This is a genomic window from Corynebacterium sp. A21 (assembly GCF_052266655.1).
Lineage (GTDB): Bacteria > Actinomycetota > Actinomycetes > Mycobacteriales > Mycobacteriaceae > Corynebacterium.
This window is the reverse complement of sequence record NZ_JBQPQY010000010.1, coordinates 21,796-41,576: the sequence shown is the minus strand read 5'-3', so window position 1 is coordinate 41,576 and position 19,781 is coordinate 21,796. Positions and strand designations below refer to the sequence as shown.

Sequence of the window (19,781 nt, the reverse complement as noted above, 5' to 3'; positions counted from 1 at the left end):
AGGTGATGCATGGGATCAGGACCCCAACGTGGCACAATTGGAGCTATGACCGATGCAGCTGATGAAAACTTCGAGATCCGGATGCCGACCGGCACCGATGACCCGCTCTCTGACGCGGAGATCCAGAAGTATCGCGAGGAAATCAACCGCCTCGACAATCAATTGCTGGACATCGTGAAACGTCGCACCGCGATCTCCAAGGCGGTGGGCAAGACCCGGATGGGCTCCGGAGGTACCCGATTGGTTCACACCCGTGAGGTGGCGATCATCAACCGGTTCCGCGAGGAGATCGGTGAGGAAGGCCCCGCCCTGGCGGCGGTGCTGCTGCGCATGGGGCGCGGCCGACTCGGCTGATTGCCGGTGCCCGCCACCCGCACCGCGGCACTCGTGAGCCAGCTTCACGAGATCGTCGCTGAGCTTGAAACCCTGTATCCGGGCCGGAAATTCACCCCGGACGGACATCTGGTGGGTTCCCTGGGTGAGGTCAGTGCCGCGACGCTTTTCGATCTCCGGCTGCTCCCCGCCTCCACCGCCGGACACGACGCCGTCGATGCCGAAGGCCGCCCGGTGGAGATCAAGGCCACCTATGGCACCCGGGGGACCTCGGTGCGGCAGACCTCTTTTGGTGTGGCTGAGCGGCTGATCGTGCTGCGGCTGGCCAAGGATCCGGAGCTGACGCATGAGGTGGTCTACAACGGCCCCTACTCGCTGGTGCATGCGCAGCTCGGCCGCTTCCAGAGCAATGGTGCCGCCGCCCTCAGCTTGTCCCGGCTCCGACTGCTCGATGCCACCCTCAGCGAGAAAGAGCGGGTCCCCCGGCGGGCGGGCCGCTAGCCTGAGGACATGACTGATGCCGCCTGGCCCATGCACATCTCGACCACCACCTTCGTTGCCCACCCCGATGATCTGGATCAGGCCCGGCACCGCTATCTCGAACGGCTGAACCAGATCCCGGCCGAGCACGCCCGGATCAGCCATCTCGCTGACTATCCCTGGCGGGAATCCAGCACTTACCTGTTGTGGAACCTACGCTGCGGGGCCGTCTTTGAGTCCCAGCGCGGCGAGATCCGGGATCCGGCGACCCTGGAGCTGTTCAGCCTGCACTGCGTTCTCAGCATCAATCCCGAGCATGAAGAGGCCGTGCACGAGAAGCTCTTCTTCGGCGATCACACCGCCTTCGACCCGTTCCCCGGCATGCTCGTATCGCATCCACTGGTGCCCTTCCACCCTGGCGAGAAGTGGGAGGCACCCCCAGCTGAAGAGCATATTGATGCGCCGAAAGCTGCTCTCACCCCTAAAGAACCCGCAGTCCCGGCGACGCAGTGGCTCCTCACCCTTTATCTGTTGGCGGCCGAAGGCGAAGGTCAGCAGCTGGCTGCGGAGTACGCCCGGCTGATCGAGGTGGTTCGCACCCAGTCCCCCGGTATCACCCTGCTCTCGTCCTCAGCTGCCCCGCTGCAATTTGCGGCGGAGGATCCCGATGCCGCCGCCGCGGTCGCCGGGCCACTGTGGTTGAAGGCTTGCCGGCAGTTGGCGGACAATACGGCCACCCCTGGGGTGTACCCGTTGGCGCAGTGGCCCCACCGCGCCCGACTGGTGGTCACCTGTGCATCAGATCCGCTGGACCACCTGCCGGATCCCAAGCTCACCGGTTCCTGGGAGGCCGAGCCCCTGGTCTGATATTCCCACGGGTGTGACCGAGGGGTCCCGGCCACCCGAAAAGCTGTCTCTCCAGCGAGGGGGCTGGTTCTTCACTACATTCAGGGGGAGAACGAATCCCCTCATCAGCAGCTACTAGGAGCCGACGTCATGGCTGATATCACCACCTCGCAACAGTGGAAGAACCTCGAATCCCGCTACGGGCAGATCCAGAGGCAGACCCTGCGTGAGCTCTTCGCCGAAGATCCCGGCCGCGCCGAGAAGTTCACCTTCGATGCCGCCGGTCTGCACGTCGACCTCTCCAAGAACCTTATCGACGCCGAGACCGTCACCGCGCTGGCGGACCTGGCCCGGGAGGCGGGGCTGCGCCCCAAGATCGAGGCCATGTTCACCGGCCTGCATCTGAACAACACCGAGGACCGCGCGGTGCTGCACACCGCACTGCGCCTTCCGGTGGACAAGGACCTCAAGGTCGATGGGCAGGATGTCGCCGCAGATGTCCATGAGGTGCTGGGCCGGATGCGTGACTTCGTCTCGGGGCTACGTTCCGGGGCCTGGCTCGGCCACACCGGCCGCACCATCAAGAAGGTGGTCAACATCGGTATCGGCGGGTCTGATCTGGGCCCGGCGATGGCCACCCAGGCACTGCGTTCCTACGCCACCGCTGGCATCACCGCGGAGTTCGTCTCCAATGTTGATCCGGCGGACATGGCGGCCACCCTGGAGCGGTTGAACCCGGAGTCGACCCTGTTCATCATCGCCTCCAAGACCTTCACCACCCAGGAGACCCTCTCCAACGCCCACGCCGCCAAGCGCTGGCTGCTCGAGGCCTTCGACGGAGACGAAGCCGCCGTGGCCAAGCACTTCGTCGCGGTATCCACCAATGCCGAGAAGGTCGCCGAGTTCGGTATCGACACCGCCAACATGTTCGGTTTCTGGGACTGGGTGGGTGGGCGCTACTCCGTGGACTCCGCCATCGGTCTCTCCTTGATGGCGGTCGTCGGCCCGATGGACTTCATGCGCTTCCTCGATGGCTTCCGCGTCATGGATGAGCACTTCCGTAACACCGACTTTGAGGAGAACCTCCCGGTTCTCATGGCCCTGCTCGGGGTCTGGTACTCCAACTTCGGCGAGGCCCAGACCCACGCGGTACTCCCCTATTCCCAGGACCTGGCCCGCTTCCCGGCTTATCTGCAGCAGCTGACCATGGAGTCCAACGGCAAGTCGGTGCGCCGCGATAGTTCCGCCGTAAACTACTCCACCGGTGAGATCTATTGGGGTGAGCCGGGTACCAACGGCCAACATGCCTTCTACCAGCTCATCCACCAGGGCACCCACCAGGTACCGGTCGACTTCATCGGTTTCGTCCGCCCCAAGGAGGACCTGCCTACCGCTGCGGGCACCGGTTCCATGCATGACCTGCTGATGGGCAACCTCTTTGCCCAGGCGAAGGTGATGGCCTTCGGTAAGACCGCCGAGGAGATCATCGCGGAAGGTGTTCCCGAGGATCTGGCCAAGCATAAGGTGATGCCGGGCAACCGCCCCTCCACCACCATCCTGGCGGAGGAGCTCACCCCGGCGGTGCTCGGCGCTCTGATCGCCCTCTATGAGCACATCACCTTTGTCCAGGGGGTCATCTGGGACATCAACTCCTTCGACCAGTGGGGGGTGGAGCTGGGCAAGGACCAGGCCAAGTCCCTGGCGCCGGCAGTCAGTGGTGACGTGGCGGTGGACTCCGGTGATTCCTCCACTGATGCCCTGATCAACTGGTACCGCGCCAAGAAATAATTATCGGTTACCCTCCCGCTGCCGGGGATTATGTGCTTTGCTCAGTTCATGGGCGATGCCATTTCCTCGGAGAATTACACCCCGCAGCAGCGGACCAGGTACCGCGAGCACCTGGGGCATGATCTGGAGATCTTCGACCGCCATCTGCAGCGGGCGGAGTTTGAGGATCGTAGCTCGATCGGGCTGGAGCTGGAGCTGAATCTGGTCGATGATCAGTTTCAGCCCGCCCGGGCCAACCGGGAGGTGCTCGGGTATCTCGATGAGGAGTACCAGTCGGAGCTCGGCAGCTACAATATCGAACTCAACCACCCGCCGTTGAGTCTCGACGGGGATGGTCTGCGACAGCTGCACCACGGCGTCGAGAAGCGTCTCGCCGAGGTCCGGGCTGCAGCGGCAAAGGCTGGGGTGCAGGTAGCGATGATCGGCACCCTGCCCACGCTGACCACCGACTTTCTGAAGAACCCGGAGTGGATGACCACGGAGAACCGTTATCGGGCGCTCAACAATGCAATCATGAATGCTCGTGGTGAGCTGGTGCGTATCGACGTCGCGGCCCGCGAGCACTACGTGCACGATTTCGCCGACATCGCCACCGAATCCGCCGGCACCTCCATGCAGCTGCACCTGCAACTGGCACCGAATAAGTTCGCCGCCGCCTGGAACGCCTCCCAGGCGATCGCCGGGGCCCAGGTCGCGCTCAGTGCGAACTCCCCGCTCTTCCTCGGTTGGAAACTGTGGCAGGAAAGTCGGGTCCCGGTGTTCCGCCAGTCCATTGATACCCGCACCCCGGAGCTGGTGGCACAGGGTGTGCGGCCGCGAGTGTGGTTCGGGGAACGCTGGATCACCAGCATCTTCGATCTCTTCGAGGAAAACGTCCGCTACTTCTCGCCGCTGTTGCCGGAACCCCGGGAATTCGCCGGAACCCCGATCATGCAGGGGCACAACCCCGCCCTGCATTATCTCAACCTGCACAATGGCACGGTCTGGCGTTGGAACCGACCGATCTACGCCCCCGGCAAGGATCTCTCGCATCTGCGGGTGGAAAACCGCAGCCTGCCCGCCGGCCCCTCAGTGATCGATATCGTCGCTGATGCCGCCTTCTACTACGGGCTGGTCAAGTATCTCGCGGAGGAAACCCGACCGGTGTGGTCCCGGTTGCCCTTCCATGATGCGGAGGCCAACTTCTTCGCCGGTGCCCGCGACGGGCTGAACGCCCGCATGCAGTGGCCCACCCAGGGGCAGGTTGAAGTCACTGACCTGATCGAGGACACCTTGGTGCCCAAGGCCCGGGAGGGTCTGCATGCCCTCGGGGTGGATGAGGATCTGATCGATACCTATCTCGAGGTCATTGAGGGCCGCGCCCAGACCCGCCAGAATGGTGCAACCTGGCAATTGCGCACCCTCGAGAAATTGGAACCCGCCGGTGCCGGCCCGGATTCCCCCGGCCGGAGACATGCCTTGGCTGAGATGCTGCAGCTCTATCTGAAGCATCAGGCGACCGGCGAGCCAGTACACACCTGGGAGGTTGGGGCCTAAACCCCCTACAATCAACGCGTACCACTCCCCGACTCGCGGGGAACAACTGTCCCGCAGGTGCTTAGGAGTATTCAGAGGATGAACGACCGCCAGGATGATCCCCGCCGCAACCAGGGCTTCGGTCACCAGGGTTTTGGCAATCAGAACCCCGGAAATGACGAAACTCAGTTCATCGGACGTGTCGGTGGGGATTCCAGCGGCACCGGGAATAACGGCGATTACGGTGGCCACCACCCGGAGAAGCCCACCCAGTACTTCCCACCGCAGCAGCCCCCGCAGCCGACGAGCGGCCACCAGCAGAGTTATGACTCCGGGCAAAGTTATGACTCCGGGCAGTATGGCCAGCCCGGGGGTTTCGGCTATGACCAGGAACAGCCCTATGAGCCCGAACCCTCCCGCCGCAGCGGTGGTGGCACCCCCTGGGGCTGGATCATCGGCATTGTGGTGCTGCTCATGATCCTCGTCGGTGCACTCTTCTTCCTCTTCACCAGCGGCTCAGGCAGCTCCGGGGAGGAGACCCCGGCTCCGGTGACCGAGACCCAGACCGTTCAGCAGACCACCACTGTCACCGCTACTCCCACCCCGGAGCCGATCCCCGAGGTCACGGAGGAGCCCCTGATCCCGGGGCTACCCACGGAACTGCCGAGCGAACTTCCCACGGAGCTGCCGAGCATCAACCCGGAGGATCTCCCCACGGATCTGCTTCCGGAGGGTTTCGACATCAATGATCTCAACCTCGAGAGCCTCCTGAACGGCTAAGCCCCCACTGCGGTCAGAGCTTCACCATCGGCTCATAGCCATCGGGGATCGAATCTGAGTCCACGATCTGCCGGCCAAAGGGGAAACAGGTCACCGGGATCATCTTGATGTTGGCGATCGCCAGTGGGATCCCGATGATGGTCACCGCCTGGGCTGCGGCGGTGAGCACATGCCCGATGGCCAGCCAGAGGCCGGCGATGAGAAACCAGATGACATTGGACAGGGTGGACATCCCGCCGGGCCCGCCCACCGGTTGGATCACCGAACGGCCGAAGGGCCACAGTGCGTAATTGGCCATCCGGAAGGAGGCCACGCCCGCCGGGATGGTGATGATGAACAGACAGGCCAGCAGGCCGAAGAAGAAGTAGCCCAGTGCCAGCAGGAAACCACCAAAGATGAACCAGATGATGTTCAGGAGAGTTTTCATGCCTTCAATGTAGGCCAGGACCGTGGCAGGTATGGTCTGATTCTGTGTCCCTCTTGCACCCCGTTGCGCATTACCCGCGTCTGACGGCACTGACCGCCATCCTGCTGACCTCGCTGAACCTTCGCACCGCGATCACCGCACTCTCACCCCTGGTCCCCCGGATCCAGGAATCCCTCGGCTTCGGTGCCGGTGTGATCGGCATCCTCGGCATGATCCCCACCGCAATGTTCGCGATCAGTGCCTTCGCCACACCCGGTCTGATGCGTCGGCTGACCACCTCTCAGGTGATGCTGGCGGCGATGATCTTCACCGCCTTCGGGCAGGTACTACGCGTGCTGGGTGAATCAACCTTCATGCTGTTGGGGGGCTCGGTGGTGGCGCTTTTTGCCATCGGTGTCACGAACACCGCCCTACCGGTGGCGGTTCGGGAGTACTTTCCCAACCGGGTGGCCGATATCTCCATCAGCTTCCTGGTGAGCAGCCAGGTCTTCACCGCCGCTGCCCCACTCTTCGCCGAACCCCTGGCGCAGTGGGCGGGCGAACGTGGTTGGGGAGGCTGGCAATTTTCCCTGGGATTCTGGTCCTTGCTGGCGGTGGTGGCCGCGCTGACCTGGCTGCCACTGTTGACCCGGCGCGGGGAGAATCCGAATGTCAGGACCCCCTCGATGGAGATGCGGCTGCCGGTGTGGCGGACCCCGGTGGGGCTCGGTCTCGCAGTGATGTTCGGCTTCACCTCCTTTGTCACCTATTCGGTGATGACCTTCCTGCCGCAGTTATTCGTTGAGGCAGGTGCCACCCCGCAATTTGGTGCGCTGATGCTGGCTTATTGGACCCTGCTGGGATTGCCGTTGAATATCCTCGGTCCCTGGCTGGTAGGACGTTTCACCCGGGTGTATTGGGCGGTGCTGATGGCCTCGGCATTGCTCATCGTGGGCAACCTGGGGTTGGCCTTCGCGCCGATGAGTGCGCCCTGGGTGTGGGCGACGCTTTCGGGGTTGGGTCCCTTGGCGTTCCCGATGGCGCTGACCCTGTTGAACACCCGGGCGCGGACCACGCCGGGCGCCACTGCCTTGAGCGCCTTCGGTCAAGGGATGGGCTATACCCTGGCTAGTTTCGGCCCGCTGTTGACCGGTGTCATCCACGGGATCAGCGGGGGTTTCCGCGCGAGCGTATGGGTGTTGATCATGGGCACTGTGCTGGTCTCCCTCGGTGCCTGGTTTGTCACCCGGGATGTCTTTGTCGAAGATCAGGTCACTGGCCGCTAGGAGATTGCCGGGGGCAGCCCCCTGCCCAATCAGAGTGATGCAGATTACGCTGGGGGGCATGGACGAGAAGTTCCGCTTGGGCGACAATGATCGCATCCACGCGCTACAGGCTCTGGGCAGTCACTTCGCTGAGGGCCGGTTAGATAGTGCTGAGTTCGATGAGCGTACGGGGCTGGCGGCCCAGGCCCGTACCGTCGGTGATATTCTCCCGGCTTTCGAGGATCTACCGGGTGGGTTGCCCTTCCACTCTGGAGAGGACGGCCGGTTGGTTCCGGTACCGCTGTACGCTCCCGATATACCGCCCGGCTCTGCGGTGGATCCCGATGTGGTCGAGCTACAGGATCTCAAGCGTCGGGGTAAGAAGATTGAGGCCCTCAGTGGTGTGATTATCGGTCTCACCCTGGCGACTTTCCTGGTGCTGCAGTTCGTGTTCGGAGTGGGCTGGGCGTGGCTGGTGTGGCCCTCATTGATGGTGACCATGGCGATACCCCGGATGCTCTACCGCTACAGCGATGCAGATGAACAGGCTTATACGGAACTGAAGAAAGTAGAAGATCAGGGTCGAAAAGATCGTATTCTGCGCGCCGCACAACGAATGCGTGAATTGAAGGAGGACACTTGATCCATTCCCACGAACACCTGAACTTTTAAAGGACCTGAATGCTGCAGTCCCTGATCGATTTCGTTATCCACCTGATGGACACCATCGGCGCCCCGGGCGTGGGTATCGCCATCCTGCTGGAGAATATCTTCCCGCCGATCCCCTCGGAGGTGATCCTGCCGCTGGCGGGTTTCACCGCTTCGATCGGGTCGATGAACGTCTACGCCGCCTTCCTCTGGGCGACCGCCGGCTCGGCGCTCGGCGCTTTCCTGCTGTACTGGCTCGGCGCCGGCGTCGGCGCTGCGCGACTACGCCGGATCGCGGAGTGGATGTGGCTGGTCAACCCCAAGGATGTCGATACCGCCCTGAACTGGTTCGAAAAGTACGGCCAGTGGTCGGTGCTCTTTGGCCGGTGGATTCCCGGCGTACGCAGCCTGATCTCCATCCCGGCAGGGGTGGCCCGGATGAACCTGTGGAAGTTCGGGGCCATGACCGTTTTCGGCTCGGCCATCTGGAATGCCGCGCTGATCACCTGCGGGGTCTGGCTCGGTGCCCGGTGGACCCTGGTCGAGGACATCATCGGCCAGTACTCCAATGTGGTCTACCTGCTGCTCCTCCTCGCGGTCATCGTGGTCATCGTGTGGCTGGTCATCCGTGACCGCCGGGAAAAGCGCGCGAAACCGGAATCCCCGGCGGATACTGCGCCGGCACCGGCTGACAGTTCGCACACCACCAGATGACTCTTTCCAGCTCATCGGATTGACCACCCAGGTCCGCCCCGCCGAGCATCCCCTTGGTGATGGCGGTGCCGCAGCGACGGCAGGGCCGGTGGTTCCGGCCGAAGACATAACTGTTCTCCCCCGCCCGTTTGACCCCGGTGGTAACTCGGAGCGGGGATGTTCTATTGGCCTGCATCAGGCGCTGGGTGGTATCAAGTACCCGGTCGATATCGACCCCGGATACCGGGGTGGCCGGGTGGATGCCGCAGACAAAACAGATCTCCACCCGGTATTCATTGCCCACCCCGGCGAGGTTCTTCTGATCGAGCAGTGCCGTGCCGATGGGGCGCTCCGGCTGCGCGAGCAGCCGGGCCCGGGCGATGGCACGGCCGTCGATAAGCCAGTCCGGGCCGAGGACATCGGGGCCGAGGTAGCCCATGGTTTCGCGGTAGTGGTTGGCGGGGAACACCCGCACCAGCCCGAGGGAATGACCCACCACCTCGATGGGCCGGGGATGAGGTTGGCCGGCCAGGTGCACCACCACCCGGGCGGTATGGCCGGGTTTGCGCCAGCGGTCCCCCTTGAGGTGGATCGCCCAACTACCCTCCATCTTCAGGTGGGTGTGCAGGATCTGGTCGCCGAAACGCATGAAGAGATGTTTGCCGTGAGGCCAGATGTCCTCGACCTCCCGGCCACTGAAGTCCACGAGCGCGAAGGAGGGCACCCGCAGCTGGGTGGCCAGGACCTCTCGGCCCACCATGAATTGCAGGCGGTCGGAGAGTTGATGAACGGAATCTCCCTCAGGCATGTGGATGAGAGTAATCCAGTGCCGACCCGGGGTCGAAATCCGGTGCCGTTCCCCCTGCCGAGGGTCCCGAGGTGTCACACCAGCCACGGCAGACGGCAACCGGGTGACCCCGGGTCCGGTGGGGGCAACGCCCACCAAATGCAAGATAACCCTAGAGAATACTTAACGCAACCTAATAAGTATTCCCTTATTGGACATCCAGATCATTATCAAGTTCCGCCAGCGCCTCCGACATACTCCGGCCCCGGCGCGGCCCAGACAGTGTCGGCCGCCCACCGATCCGGATGCCCTTGGGCGTGATCCCGGCGCCAGCACGCCGGAAGGCCTCCAACAGCGCACTCTCGAGGGCAGGTGAACCATTGATCTTTTCCACCACCACCCGGGACATGGCATTGCGGGAACCCGCATCCGTCAACGCCTCGACGATCATGCCGATCAGCTCCTCCTCGCCCACCGGAATCCCGGCCGGCAGCTGTTCCAGGAAGAGGCTGAGGCTGCGCCCACCACGAGTCAGGTGAGCCAGCAGCAGCCCATCCACCAGAATCACACTGGCCCCGGCCGCCCGCGAAGGCCCGGTCTCCGGCCACGGCAGCGCCGCACCATAAGGATTGGCGGGGTCCGCGGCGGCCAGCAGATACACCGCCGGCTCCGCGCTTCCCGAGGGCCACCCTTCCAAATCCGGGGTATCGGCTAATCCGCGCAGCCGGTCAATCACCGCAGGTGTGGAGAACTGTGCCGCCCCCAGTCCCTCAATGAGATAGCCACGCATGGCCTTGCCATTTTCCTCAAAACGGGAAAGCACCTTATAGGCCAGTGCAAAACCACCGAGCACCTCCTCCGCAACGACACTGCCGCGGGTGAGCACCCCATAACGATCCAGCCAGGCCTCACCGTGCGCCACCGAGCGTGAAGTCGCCTCCTCCGCGGCCGGGACCGCCAGCGCCCAGCGTCCACCCATGTCCGGCGGGCTTATCGACGCCGCCCTCGTGGCCTGGGCGAAACTCGTCCGCCCCATCCGGAGGCGGGAACGGGTGGGCCGACGCTTCGCCCGGTGCGCGGTGCTGCCCCCGGCGGCGAGCCGGGCACGGATCGGCGCGAAACTGTCCGGGGAGACCAACCCTGCCTCCACCAGCCCCCAGATCGCCTCCCGCAGCTGCTCTGCGGTGACCTGCCCACTGAGCAGCCCCAGGTCCTCCCCGGTGACCTCCGCGAGAATCTCCGGGAAATGGAAGCCACCACCCCGGCCCAGCACCGCCAGCACAGATTCCTGCAGCGCACTCACACTCAGCTCCGGAAGTTCCGGGGCGAGCTGTCCGGCATAGTCCGCCGGCAACAACATCAGCCAGGGGTCCCGCGCCCCGGCAGCACCCGCGCCCAGGATCAGCACCTCACCGGAGGAGGTCAGCTCATCAAGCTGAGTCGGGGAATAGTTACCCACCCGCGCGGGCAGCACCAATGATTCCCAGGCCGAGGCCGGAAGACGCACCCCGGCCAATTGTTCGATCACCGCGAAAACCCCGTCCGGCCCCGAAAGTCCCGGCCGCGATCCCACCGGCGCCACCTGCTGCCATTCAGGAAGAAAACGCGCAAAGGTGGACGCGGAGACCGGCTGTGCCTCCTTACGCGCCGCCGCCAGACTGCGGGAGCGGATGATTCTTAGCACCTCCGCGGCGCAGTACTCCGGCTCATCGACCCCCTGCCGGTAGCGGCCCTCTACCACCGCGCCCCGCGTGACCTGGACGGTGAGCGCGGCATGGGCGGCACTAGCCCCCAGGCCGAAGGTCTCCGCGAGATCCCGGAGGGTGAACGGTCCCCGGGTTCGGGCGAAACGTCCCACCAGCTGATCCAGGGCATCAAGCACGGTGGCCACCTGGGCGGCAACCCCAGGTGGGACCGGGACCCCCAGGGCGTCGCGAAGCAGCGGCGCATCCAGGGACTGCGCGAGGTGCTCCCGGCCCCCGATCCGCACCGACATCACCCGATCCCCCAGATGGAGCAGTGCGTTCTGGAAGGGCTCAGGGAAGGCGCAGTGAGCCTCGAGTTCCTCGACCGGAAGGGGGCCGAGAATCCGCAGCACATCAGCCAGCTCCTCGGGAGAGCGCGCCCTACGCTCCGGATGGGTGCGCTGTAACTGGGCGTGGACCTCCCCGATGATCTCCGGAGCCAGCAGCTCGCGCAGCTCCACCTCACCCAACAGCTTCGCCAGCAAGGAAGGATCCAGCGCCAGGGCGGCCGCCCGCTTCTCTGCGAGCGGGGAATCCCCCTCATACATGAAGGCACCCGTGTAATTGAAGAGCAGCGAGGACGCGAACGGACTCGGCTGATCCACCGTCACCTCGGCGATCCGCACCCGCCGGTGCCCCAGATCCTGACACAGCTGTATCAGAGCCGGCAGATCATAGACATCCTGCAGGCACTCCCGCACCGTCTCCAGGATGATCGGGAAACTCGGATACTTCCGCGCGACATCGAGCAACTGCGCGGCCTTTTGCCGCTGCTGCCACAAGGGCGCCCGCTTGCCCGGAGTGCGGCGCGGCAGCAACAGACCACGCGCCGCACACTCCCGGAACCGGGAGGCAAAAAGCGCCGAGTTCCCCACCTGGTGGGTGACCAACTCTCCGATCTCTGCCGCATCAACCATAAACAACGCGGCAGAGGGTTCCTCATCGCTCTCCGGCAGCCGCAGGACAATGCCATCATCACCGGCCACCGCCTGGGCATCCATCCCGGTCCGCTCAGCGACGATCGCGCCCACCGCCAGTGCCCAGGCCGCATTGACCCCGCGACCATAAGGCGTGTGCAGCACCACCCGCCAATCCCCCAACTCATCCCGAAAACGCTCCAGGAGCAGGGTCTTCTCATCCGGAACCAGCCCGGTGGCCTCGGCCTGATCCGCCAAATAGCGGGTGAGATTTGCGGTGGCGTACTCATCCAGCCCCAGGTTGTTCAACCGCTCAGGGTCCGCATGCACCTCCCGCCGAAAAGCCCCCAGAGCCCTGCCCAGCTCAGCCGGACGCCCCGCCGCATCACCGGTCCAAAACGGCAGCCGGCCGGTATGCCCCGGCGCCGGGGTGACAATCACCTGATCCCGGGTGATGTCCGCAATCCGCCAGCTACTCGCCCCCAACGTGAACACATCGCCCACCCGGGACTCATAAACCATCTCCTCATCCAGCTCACCCACCCGGCGCGGCGCTCCCTCGCCACCGGCGAGAAACACCCCGAACAGGCCGCGATCCGGGATCGTGCCGCCACTGGTCACCGCCACGCGCTGCGCCCCGGGTCGCGCACTCATCATCCCGGAAACCCGGTCAAAGACGATACGGGGGCGCAACTCCGCAAAATCCGTCGAAGGGTAAATCCCGGCAGCCAGATCAATCACCGCATCAAAGACATCCCGCGGTAGTTCCCGATAAGGCTGTGCCCGCCGCACCGTGGCGTACCATTCCTCCACATCCAGATCCTCGACCGCCACCGCCGCCACCGTCTGTTGCAGTAGGACATCCAGCGGATTGCGCGGCACCTTCAATTCTTCGATCAACCCGAGCTTCATCCGATCTACCGTGACCGCGGACTGCACCAGATCGGAACGATGCTTCGGGTAGAAGGCACCCTTGGACACCTGCCCCACCGAGTGCCCGGCACGGCCCACCCGCTGCAGACCGGAGGCCACCGAGGGCGGCGATTCCACCTGCAGCACCAGATCCACCGCGCCCATGTCAATGCCCAACTCCAGGGAAGATGTAGCCACCACTGCCTTGAGGCTGCCCTCCTTGAGCAACTGCTCGGTCAGGGCCCGTTCGTCCTTGGACACCGACCCATGGTGGGCCCGCGCGATCACCGCCGGAGCTTTACCCGCCACCCCGCTCTGCGCCATCACCTGCGCCGGATCACGCCGGGTGGCCGGAGAGAGGGTTTCCGGGGCGAATTCCTCGGCATAGAGTTCATTGAGCCGGCTGGTCAGGCGCTCTGCCGTGCGCCGGGAGTTGACGAAGACCAGCGTCGAGTTCGCCGCCATCATCTCACGGTAGAGCTCAGCCTCGATGAAGGGCCAGATCGACTTCTGGGAGGGAAGCGCGGATTCCGGCGCTTGTTGCGCAGCATGGCTGGGCCCACCGATTCCGAGGGGATCATCGATGACGAATTCGCCGATGGTCGAGGCCTCCTCCGGGACAGGAAGATCCGACATATCCGCCACCGGAACATGCACATCCAGCTGCCACTGCTTCTCCGCCGGGGGCGCGATAATCTCCACCGGCCGATCCCCACCCAGGAATCCAGCCACTGTCGTCAGCGGGCGGACCGTCGCGGAGAGTCCGATTCTTTGGACCTTCCGGGCAGGGCTGAGCCGCTCCAGGCGCTCCAGGGTCAACGCCAAATGCGCCCCGCGCTTAGTGCCGGCGAGCGCATGAATCTCATCGAGGATCACGGTATCGACCTCGCGAAGAATCCCCGAAGCCTTCGACGTCATCATCAGATAGGCCGACTCCGGGGTGGTGATCAGGATGTCCGGAGGTTTGCGCAGCTGCCGGGCGCGCTCGGCGGGAGGGGTATCGCCGGAACGCACCGCCACCGAGATATTCGGCATCTCCAGGCCCAGCCGATCCGCCACCCGGGAAATACCGGTGAGCGGGGCGCGGAGGTTATTCTCCACATCCACGCCCAGTGCCTTGAGCGGAGAGATATAGAGGACCTTCACCGACTTTCCGGTCACGTGGGTCGCGGGGGCATCAGGGACCGGAATGACGGCCTGACCACTCGGCTCCACCAGCGAATTCAGGGCCCAGAGAAAGGCCGCCAACGTCTTACCGGAACCCGTAGGTGCGACCACCAGTGCGTTGTCTCCGCCGGAGATCTTCTCCCAGGCCTGCTCCTGAACCAGGGTCGGGCGGGCGAAGACATCCTCGAACCAGGTGGCGACCTGAGGACGGAATCGATCGAGGACATTTTTAGCCATGCTTCACTCTAACCAACCAGTTAGAATCACAGTCATGACCGCTGAAATCAATGATGCCCGCCTCACCCACCTCCTCGCCAAGGGCACCGGCGAGATCTTGAAGGGGGTCCGCGACGTCGGACTACTCAGCGGACGTAACCTCGGTGATGCCGGTGATGATCTCGCCCAGAACTGGATCTCCCGGGTGCTCGCCCAGCACCGCCCCGAAGATGGCTTCCTCTCCGAGGAGGCCGCCGACAACCTTGAGCGGCTGAACAAGGAACGCGTCTGGATCATTGATCCCCTCGACGGCACCCGGGAATTCGCCACTGGACGCCAGGACTGGGCTGTCCACATCGCACTCGTCGAGAACGGCACCCCCACCCACGCCGCCGTCGGCCTTCCCGACCTCGGGGTGGTCTTCCACTCCGAGGACGTCCGCGCGGTGACCGGTCCCTATTCCAAGCGGATCGCCATCTCCCATAACCGTCCCCCCGCAGTGGCACTGCATGTCGCCGAGGAACTCGGCTACGAGACCAAGGCCATTGGCTCCGCCGGCGCTAAGTCCATGTACGTCCTGCTCGGCGATTATGATGCCTACATTCACGCCGGCGGCCAGTTCGAATGGGACTCCGCCGCCCCGGTCGGCGTTGCCCGCGCCGCCGGCCTGCACTGCTCCCGCCTCGACGGCTCCGAACTCACCTACAACAACGAGGACACCTACCTCCCCGACCTGCTGGTCTGCCGCCCGGAACTCGCCGAGGATATCCTCAAACTGGTGGCGGAGTTCAAGGAGCAGAACGGCGGATATCAGTAAACTGCCGCTGGTACGGTCGTGCCATCTACGCCAGAAATAGCCTGCAGGAGTTGATCTCCCGCAGGCTGTTGTTGGTTTTCAGGCAGGGGTCATTCTGAGTTGTTGAGTCAGTCTCCCGGTAAAAGCAAAGAACAACCCCGCTAAACACCGCTCCACCCCTCCCCCTAAAATAACGTTTCACCAGCACATATGGCCACACCAGGGCCCGCCACCTAAAGTAGGCCCCATGACCGTCGCTAATTCCATCCCCACTCCCTACGAGGACCTGCTGCGGGAGATCCTCGCCGAGGGCGCCCAGAAGGGCGACCGCACCGGCACCGGCACCACCAGCCTCTTCGGCCGCCAGCTCCGCTATAACCTGGCCGATTCCTTCCCGCTGTTGACCACCAAGAAGGTTCACTTCAAGTCCGTGGTCGGTGAGCTGCTGTGGTTCCTGCGCGGCGAGTCCAACGTGAAATGGCTGCAGGAGAACGGCATCCGCATCTGGAATGAATGGGCCGATGAAGACGGCGAGCTCGGCCCGGTTTATGGCGTGCAGTGGCGCAGCTGGCCCACCCCGGACGGCCGTCACATCGACCAGATCTCCGGCGCCCTTGAGACCCTGAAGAACAACCCGGATTCGCGTCGCAATATCGTCTCCGCCTGGAATGTCTCTGAACTGGAGAACATGGCGCTACCGCCGTGCCACCTGCTCTTCCAGCTCTATGTCGCGGAGGGGAAGCTGTCCTGCCAGCTCTACCAGCGCTCGGCGGACATGTTCCTGGGCGTGCCCTTCAATATCGCCTCCTATGCCCTACTGACCCACATGTTCGCGCAGCAGGCGGGCTTGGAGGTCGGTGAGTTCATCTGGACCGGCGGCGACTGCCATATCTATGACAACCACCACGAACAGGTCGCTGAGCAGCTCAGCCGCGATCCTCGGGCCTACCCGCAGCTCAAGCTGAACAAGGCGGAATCGATCTTCGATTACACCTTCGAAGACATTGAGATCATCGGCTACGATCCGCACCCACTGATCAAGGGCAAGGTCTCGGTCTAGTGATCGGTTCGATTTGGGCGCAGTCCCTCGACGGTGTCATCGGGGACGGCATCGACATGCCCTGGCATGTGCCGGAGGATCTCGCGCATTTCAAGGAGATCACCCTCAAGTATCCGGTGATCATGGGCCGCCGCACCTGGGAATCACTGCCGGAACGCTTCCGGCCACTCCCCGGCCGTGAGAACCTGATTCTCTCCAGCCGCGCCCCGGGCGCCTGGTCCGCGGGAGCCGCGGTCGTCGATAAGATCCCCGATCTCGAGGATGCCTGGATCATGGGTGGTGGCAGTGTCTATGCCGCCACCCTTGATAGTGCTGCGGTGCTCGAGGTCACCATCTTCGATGCGGAGCTGCGCGAGACGCTTGGCGACGCCGCGGTGCTCGCCCCCGAGATACCCGCAGCCTTTGAGCTGGTCTCTGACACCGGATGGCTCACCTCCGCCAACGGAAGGCTTAAGGTTGAGGGAGACAACACAATGAGAAACGCGGAACCGGTGAGATACCGCTTCCAGCGATACCAACGAAAGGACATTTAATCCATGAGCGATCCAATAACCATCTACATGACCGACTGGTGCCCCTTCTGCAAGAAGCTGATCGGCAACCTCGACCGCACGGAAACCCCCTATACCCTCATCAACGTCGACGAGGATGTCGAGGCCGCTGCCTGGGTCGAGTCCGTGAATGAGGGCAACCGGGTGGTGCCCACCGTCCGCTACGCCGACGACACCCACGCCACCAACCCACCGGCCGGTGACGTGCGCTCCAAGCTGGCGGAGCTCAGCGCCTGATGAAGCCCTAGCTCTGGCCGCCGAAGAGAGCGAGCATGTCATGCGGGGAAAGCCCCACATGGTTGCCGCTCATCTCTGCGGAATACACCTGCTTCAGGTAGATTTCACAGGCGCCGGAGAGCTGCTGGGCATCAAGACTGTTCAGCAGCATGAGGTTCTTGAGGGAGCCATCCTCCTGGATCTGATCAATTGACAGTGCCGGGATGCCTTCCTTCTCCACGATGCGGGCGACGATCTCCCGGCGCTGGACGTCAATGAAGGTGGGCTTGTGGATATCCATGTCAGCTCCCCTGGATTAGGTTCGGGTGCCCCGGCGCACTTAAATGGCCGGGTGCTCTTATCTCCAGCTTAGTTTGTTTGACCTGCACAACATACTCACCCAACCCCGGGGGAACTGACCCCCATTTACCTCTTTGATCCGACGATACGATAAATTGGAATCGCATCTTGCCCCAGTAGCTCAGTGGATAGAGCACCGCTCTCCTAAAGCGGGTGTCGGAGGTTCGATTCCTCTCTGGGGCACCATTTCCAGGGCACTAAAAGGCCTGGAGCAGCACAGACACTGTGCCGCTCCAGGTCTTTCTGCTTCCGGTGCCCCGGAAGTCTCCTGATTTCCACCAACTTTTACACTTGAGCACTCATACACCAGCGGGAATACTGCACTTGTCCTTATCAATGAAAGGTGCCTTCCTCTCGCTGAGCAGCTGTTTCTTGCCCCACACTCCCTAATGGAACAGCTTTTTCATCTGGTACAAGCAGACGGCTATTGCTAACCTGACTCTTGTCGCAACTCGCAAAAACCTCTTTGCGCTCACGATCAGTTCTCATCATGTGAGCAGATACCCCTTAAGGAAATCATTTGATGGCCAAGTCTCTCTTCTCCACCCCGATCAGCCGTCGTACCCTCTTCCGTGCCACTGCGGTCGCAGTCACCGCAGGTGTCGCAGTACAGGCCGCTCCGGCGGCTCTCGCACTGGGGCCGGTACTCGGCACCGTGATCGATTACGCAGCCGGTGTTCCGAGTGCGCAGGCCATCAAGAACGCCGGCCACCTGGGCGCGGTGCGCTATGTCTCCCAGCGCCGCCCCGGGACTGAATCATGGATGATCGGCAAGCCGGTCACCCTGCAGGAAACCCAGGCTTTCGCTTCGTTGGGATTACAGACCGCCAGTGTCTACCAGTTCGGCAAGGGAGCGACCGCCGATTGGAAGCAGGGTGCATCGGGTGCCGCCACCCATGCTCCGCAGGCCATCGCCCTGCATGTGGCGGCCGGTGGGCCGAGGAACCGTCCGATCTATGTCGCGATCGATGACAATCCGAGCCGGGCAGAGTACAACAACCAGATCCGCCCCTACCTCCAAGCCTTCAAGGTTGCATTGAGCGGTGCCGGCTACCAGCTGGGCGTCTACGGCAACTACAGCGTCGTTGACTGGGCTATCGCTGACGGCCTGGGCGAGTACTTCTGGATGCACAACTGGGGGTCCAACGGTCTGATTCACCCGCGCACCACCATCCACCAGATCCGCATCGACAAGGATTCTGTCGGCGGGGTCACGGTGGATATCAACAATGTCTACGCTGCTGACTGGGGCCAGTGGACCCCGGGCACCGCCGCACCGGTCATCCCTGGCACCTCAAACCCCGGCACGTCTGTCCCGGGGGCTGACCTGACTCAGTTGATCGGCTCCTCCTTGCCTGCGGCCGGCCAGGCCCCCACTGCTGAGCAGATCAACCAGGGTGCCAAGGTCCTGAATCTGCTGTCCAGCCTCCAGTAGTCGGGTTACTCCGCCCGGGGCAGGTTGTCTCGCTGGTGCTCCACCAGCGAAGTCAGGTCCTCGGCGGAGCCGGTGACCGCGGCAGCCACCACGAAGTCCTCACCGAAGGACACCGAAGAGTGCAGCTCGCGGTCATCAGACCAACCCCACTTGGTGCCGATGACCCCCGGTAGCACGGCAGTCCCGAAGTTCTGTCTGTAGCCATCCGTGGCCACGTCATCCGCGCCAGCCATGGCCACCAGAATCGGGTGGGTCATGTTCTTCTCCATGAGGGCAGCGATGAACCTCACCACATCATAGGTGGAGGTCACGCTATACCCCCAGCGTTCATGGGATCGGGTGGAAAGCAGTCCGTACTTGAATGCGGTCTCCTCGATGGCTTCCGGATACTTCTCATGGAGCACATCTGCAGTCTCATTACTTGATGAGCTGACCATCGAGATCGCATCGAATTGCTCGTCCACGGTGCCGTGCTCAAGTACATAGTCCGCAAGGTAGAGCTTGATCAAGCTTAATGCTGGGCGTGCGAAACGTTCGGTGGCGGTACCGGCGTGCAAATCTTCCGAGAGGCTGATGTAGGTCAGCTGCGAGCCGGTGGCGTTCTGCAGGAATTCCCCGGTGACATCGCCACCACCAACCTCAGCAGTGGGCATCGCCGGTGCTGCCCCTTTGAGTTCATCGGGGATAGTGAGGGTGGCGCGCATCGGGGTGCTCGCCTCCGCCGGGGCGGGAGCGTTCCCCACAGAAGAATCCCCGCCGCCGATCATGGCGACGAGGGGGATGGCGAGAAGTGCGAGTATGGCTACCAAGGAGATGATTATCCCCCAGGGGCCCTTCTTGGACCCTCGCCCGACCCGCGCCTCAG

The 19,781-nt window shown here is 63.4% G+C and carries 19 protein-coding genes and 1 tRNA gene; 15 read left to right on the top strand and 5 right to left on the bottom strand.

Annotated elements, in window-relative coordinates; all coding sequences use genetic code 11:
* Positions 1-45: 45 nt before the first annotated feature.
* The 6 genes from ACTU46_RS12645 to ACTU46_RS12620 all read left to right on the top strand — a co-directional run bounded on the left by ACTU46_RS12645 (position 46) and on the right by ACTU46_RS12620 (position 5,742).
* Positions 46-354, top strand: a complete 309-nt coding sequence (locus ACTU46_RS12645) for a chorismate mutase (RefSeq protein ID WP_443382217.1) — start codon at positions 46-48, stop codon at positions 352-354.
* 33 nt (positions 355-387) lie between these two features.
* Positions 388-834 (top strand): DUF6998 domain-containing protein, encoded by a 447-nt coding sequence (locus tag ACTU46_RS12640; protein ID WP_443382215.1) that lies wholly within the window; start codon positions 388-390, stop codon positions 832-834.
* 9 nt (positions 835-843) lie between these two features.
* A complete protein-coding gene (locus ACTU46_RS12635; protein WP_443382213.1) occupies positions 844-1,680 on the top strand; it encodes a hypothetical protein in 837 nt (278 codons plus the stop codon).
* A 129-nt stretch (positions 1,681-1,809) separates the two neighbouring features.
* Positions 1,810-3,447 carry a glucose-6-phosphate isomerase gene (gene pgi / locus ACTU46_RS12630; protein ID WP_443382211.1) on the top strand — a complete coding sequence of 546 codons (1,638 nt, stop codon included), beginning with the start codon at positions 1,810-1,812 and terminating at the stop codon, positions 3,445-3,447.
* Positions 3,448-3,495: 48 nt separating this feature from the next.
* Positions 3,496-4,983: a glutamate-cysteine ligase family protein gene (locus ACTU46_RS12625; protein WP_443382209.1), complete on the top strand. Its 1,488-nt coding sequence runs from the start codon at positions 3,496-3,498 to the stop codon at positions 4,981-4,983.
* A 78-nt stretch (positions 4,984-5,061) separates the two neighbouring features.
* Positions 5,062-5,742 carry a hypothetical protein gene (locus ACTU46_RS12620; protein ID WP_443382207.1) on the top strand — a complete coding sequence of 227 codons (681 nt, stop codon included), beginning with the start codon at positions 5,062-5,064 and terminating at the stop codon, positions 5,740-5,742.
* 13 nt (positions 5,743-5,755) lie between these two features.
* Here ACTU46_RS12620 and ACTU46_RS12615 read toward each other — a convergent pair whose 3' ends face one another.
* The gene (locus ACTU46_RS12615) at positions 5,756-6,169 is read right to left on the bottom strand and encodes a YccF domain-containing protein (RefSeq protein WP_443382205.1); all 414 of its coding nucleotides are present in this window, start codon (positions 6,167-6,169) and stop codon (positions 5,756-5,758) included.
* A 44-nt stretch (positions 6,170-6,213) separates the two neighbouring features.
* Between ACTU46_RS12615 and ACTU46_RS12610 the strand changes: the two genes are divergently transcribed.
* From ACTU46_RS12610 to ACTU46_RS12600, 3 genes are read left to right on the top strand one after another with little or no spacing between them, the layout of a single operon-like run.
* Entirely contained in the window at positions 6,214-7,434 is a 1,221-nt protein-coding gene (locus tag ACTU46_RS12610; protein WP_443382203.1) for an MFS transporter, read from the top strand.
* A 58-nt stretch (positions 7,435-7,492) separates the two neighbouring features.
* Positions 7,493-8,056 (top strand): DUF1707 SHOCT-like domain-containing protein, encoded by a 564-nt coding sequence (locus tag ACTU46_RS12605; RefSeq protein ID WP_443382201.1) that lies wholly within the window; start codon positions 7,493-7,495, stop codon positions 8,054-8,056.
* A 38-nt stretch (positions 8,057-8,094) separates the two neighbouring features.
* A complete protein-coding gene (locus tag ACTU46_RS12600) occupies positions 8,095-8,775 on the top strand; it encodes a DedA family protein (RefSeq protein ID WP_443382199.1) in 681 nt (226 codons plus the stop codon).
* Here ACTU46_RS12600 and ACTU46_RS12595 read toward each other — a convergent pair.
* Together ACTU46_RS12595 and ACTU46_RS12590 are read right to left on the bottom strand one after the other, a co-directional pair.
* Positions 8,684-9,562 (bottom strand): DNA-formamidopyrimidine glycosylase family protein, encoded by an 879-nt coding sequence (locus tag ACTU46_RS12595; RefSeq protein ID WP_443382197.1) that lies wholly within the window; start codon positions 9,560-9,562, stop codon positions 8,684-8,686. The genes ACTU46_RS12600 and ACTU46_RS12595 overlap by 92 nt on opposite strands.
* A 187-nt stretch (positions 9,563-9,749) precedes the next feature.
* A complete protein-coding gene (locus tag ACTU46_RS12590) occupies positions 9,750-14,519 on the bottom strand; it encodes an ATP-dependent helicase (RefSeq protein WP_443382195.1) in 4,770 nt (1,589 codons plus the stop codon).
* A 34-nt stretch (positions 14,520-14,553) separates the two neighbouring features.
* Between ACTU46_RS12590 and ACTU46_RS12585 the strand changes: the two genes are divergently transcribed.
* The 4 genes from ACTU46_RS12585 (at position 14,554) to ACTU46_RS12570 (ending at position 17,142) form a co-directional block, all read left to right on the top strand.
* Complete coding sequence (locus tag ACTU46_RS12585) at positions 14,554-15,315, top strand: 3'(2'),5'-bisphosphate nucleotidase CysQ (RefSeq protein ID WP_443382193.1); 762 nt, start codon at positions 14,554-14,556, stop codon at positions 15,313-15,315.
* Positions 15,316-15,541: 226 nt separating this feature from the next.
* Positions 15,542-16,354, top strand: coding sequence for a thymidylate synthase (locus ACTU46_RS12580; RefSeq protein ID WP_443382191.1), 813 nt, complete (start codon positions 15,542-15,544; stop codon positions 16,352-16,354).
* Entirely contained in the window at positions 16,354-16,887 is a 534-nt protein-coding gene (locus ACTU46_RS12575; RefSeq protein ID WP_443382189.1) for a dihydrofolate reductase, read from the top strand. Before ACTU46_RS12580 ends, ACTU46_RS12575 begins: the two co-directional genes overlap by 1 nt.
* Before the next feature lie 3 nt (positions 16,888-16,890).
* Positions 16,891-17,142 (top strand): mycoredoxin, encoded by a 252-nt coding sequence (locus ACTU46_RS12570; protein WP_443382187.1) that lies wholly within the window; start codon positions 16,891-16,893, stop codon positions 17,140-17,142.
* A 7-nt stretch (positions 17,143-17,149) separates the two neighbouring features.
* Here the strand turns inward: ACTU46_RS12570 and ACTU46_RS12565 are convergent, their stop codons facing one another.
* Entirely contained in the window at positions 17,150-17,422 is a 273-nt protein-coding gene (locus ACTU46_RS12565; RefSeq protein ID WP_443382185.1) for a hypothetical protein, read from the bottom strand.
* A 169-nt stretch (positions 17,423-17,591) separates the two neighbouring features.
* On the opposite strand from ACTU46_RS12565, the gene ACTU46_RS12560 reads away from it, so the two are divergent.
* Both ACTU46_RS12560 and ACTU46_RS12555 read left to right on the top strand, forming a co-directional pair.
* A tRNA-Arg gene (locus ACTU46_RS12560) sits at positions 17,592-17,667 on the top strand.
* 337 nt (positions 17,668-18,004) lie between these two features.
* Complete coding sequence (locus tag ACTU46_RS12555; RefSeq protein ID WP_443382183.1) at positions 18,005-18,916, top strand: DUF1906 domain-containing protein; 912 nt, start codon at positions 18,005-18,007, stop codon at positions 18,914-18,916.
* 5 nt (positions 18,917-18,921) lie between these two features.
* Here the strand turns inward: ACTU46_RS12555 and ACTU46_RS12550 are convergent, their stop codons facing one another.
* Positions 18,922-19,683, bottom strand: a complete 762-nt coding sequence (locus ACTU46_RS12550) for a hypothetical protein (RefSeq protein WP_443382334.1) — start codon at positions 19,681-19,683, stop codon at positions 18,922-18,924.
* Between the last annotated feature and the right edge of the window lie 98 nt (positions 19,684-19,781).

Bases quoted from the DNA above. Each gene is read 5' to 3' on its own strand.
- ACTU46_RS12645 (WP_443382217.1), top strand. From the start codon at position 46: ATGACCGATGCAGCTGATGAAAACTTCGAGATCCGGATGCCGACCGGC.
- ACTU46_RS12635 (WP_443382213.1), top strand. From the start codon at position 844: ATGACTGATGCCGCCTGGCCCATGCACATCTCGACCACCACCTTCGTT.
- pgi (WP_443382211.1), top strand. From the start codon at position 1,810: ATGGCTGATATCACCACCTCGCAACAGTGGAAGAACCTCGAATCCCGC.
- ACTU46_RS12625 (WP_443382209.1), top strand. From the start codon at position 3,496: ATGGGCGATGCCATTTCCTCGGAGAATTACACCCCGCAGCAGCGGACC.
- ACTU46_RS12620 (WP_443382207.1), top strand. From the start codon at position 5,062: ATGAACGACCGCCAGGATGATCCCCGCCGCAACCAGGGCTTCGGTCAC.
- ACTU46_RS12615 (WP_443382205.1), bottom strand. From the start codon at position 6,169: ATGAAAACTCTCCTGAACATCATCTGGTTCATCTTTGGTGGTTTCCTG.
- ACTU46_RS12605 (WP_443382201.1), top strand. From the start codon at position 7,493: ATGGACGAGAAGTTCCGCTTGGGCGACAATGATCGCATCCACGCGCTA.
- ACTU46_RS12600 (WP_443382199.1), top strand. From the start codon at position 8,095: ATGCTGCAGTCCCTGATCGATTTCGTTATCCACCTGATGGACACCATC.
- ACTU46_RS12595 (WP_443382197.1), bottom strand. From the start codon at position 9,562: ATGCCTGAGGGAGATTCCGTTCATCAACTCTCCGACCGCCTGCAATTC.
- ACTU46_RS12590 (WP_443382195.1), bottom strand. From the start codon at position 14,519: ATGGCTAAAAATGTCCTCGATCGATTCCGTCCTCAGGTCGCCACCTGG.
- ACTU46_RS12585 (WP_443382193.1), top strand. From the start codon at position 14,554: ATGACCGCTGAAATCAATGATGCCCGCCTCACCCACCTCCTCGCCAAG.
- ACTU46_RS12580 (WP_443382191.1), top strand. From the start codon at position 15,542: ATGACCGTCGCTAATTCCATCCCCACTCCCTACGAGGACCTGCTGCGG.
- ACTU46_RS12570 (WP_443382187.1), top strand. From the start codon at position 16,891: ATGAGCGATCCAATAACCATCTACATGACCGACTGGTGCCCCTTCTGC.
- ACTU46_RS12565 (WP_443382185.1), bottom strand. From the start codon at position 17,422: ATGGATATCCACAAGCCCACCTTCATTGACGTCCAGCGCCGGGAGATC.
- ACTU46_RS12555 (WP_443382183.1), top strand. From the start codon at position 18,005: ATGGCCAAGTCTCTCTTCTCCACCCCGATCAGCCGTCGTACCCTCTTC.
- ACTU46_RS12550 (WP_443382334.1), bottom strand. From the start codon at position 19,683: ATGATCGGCGGCGGGGATTCTTCTGTGGGGAACGCTCCCGCCCCGGCG.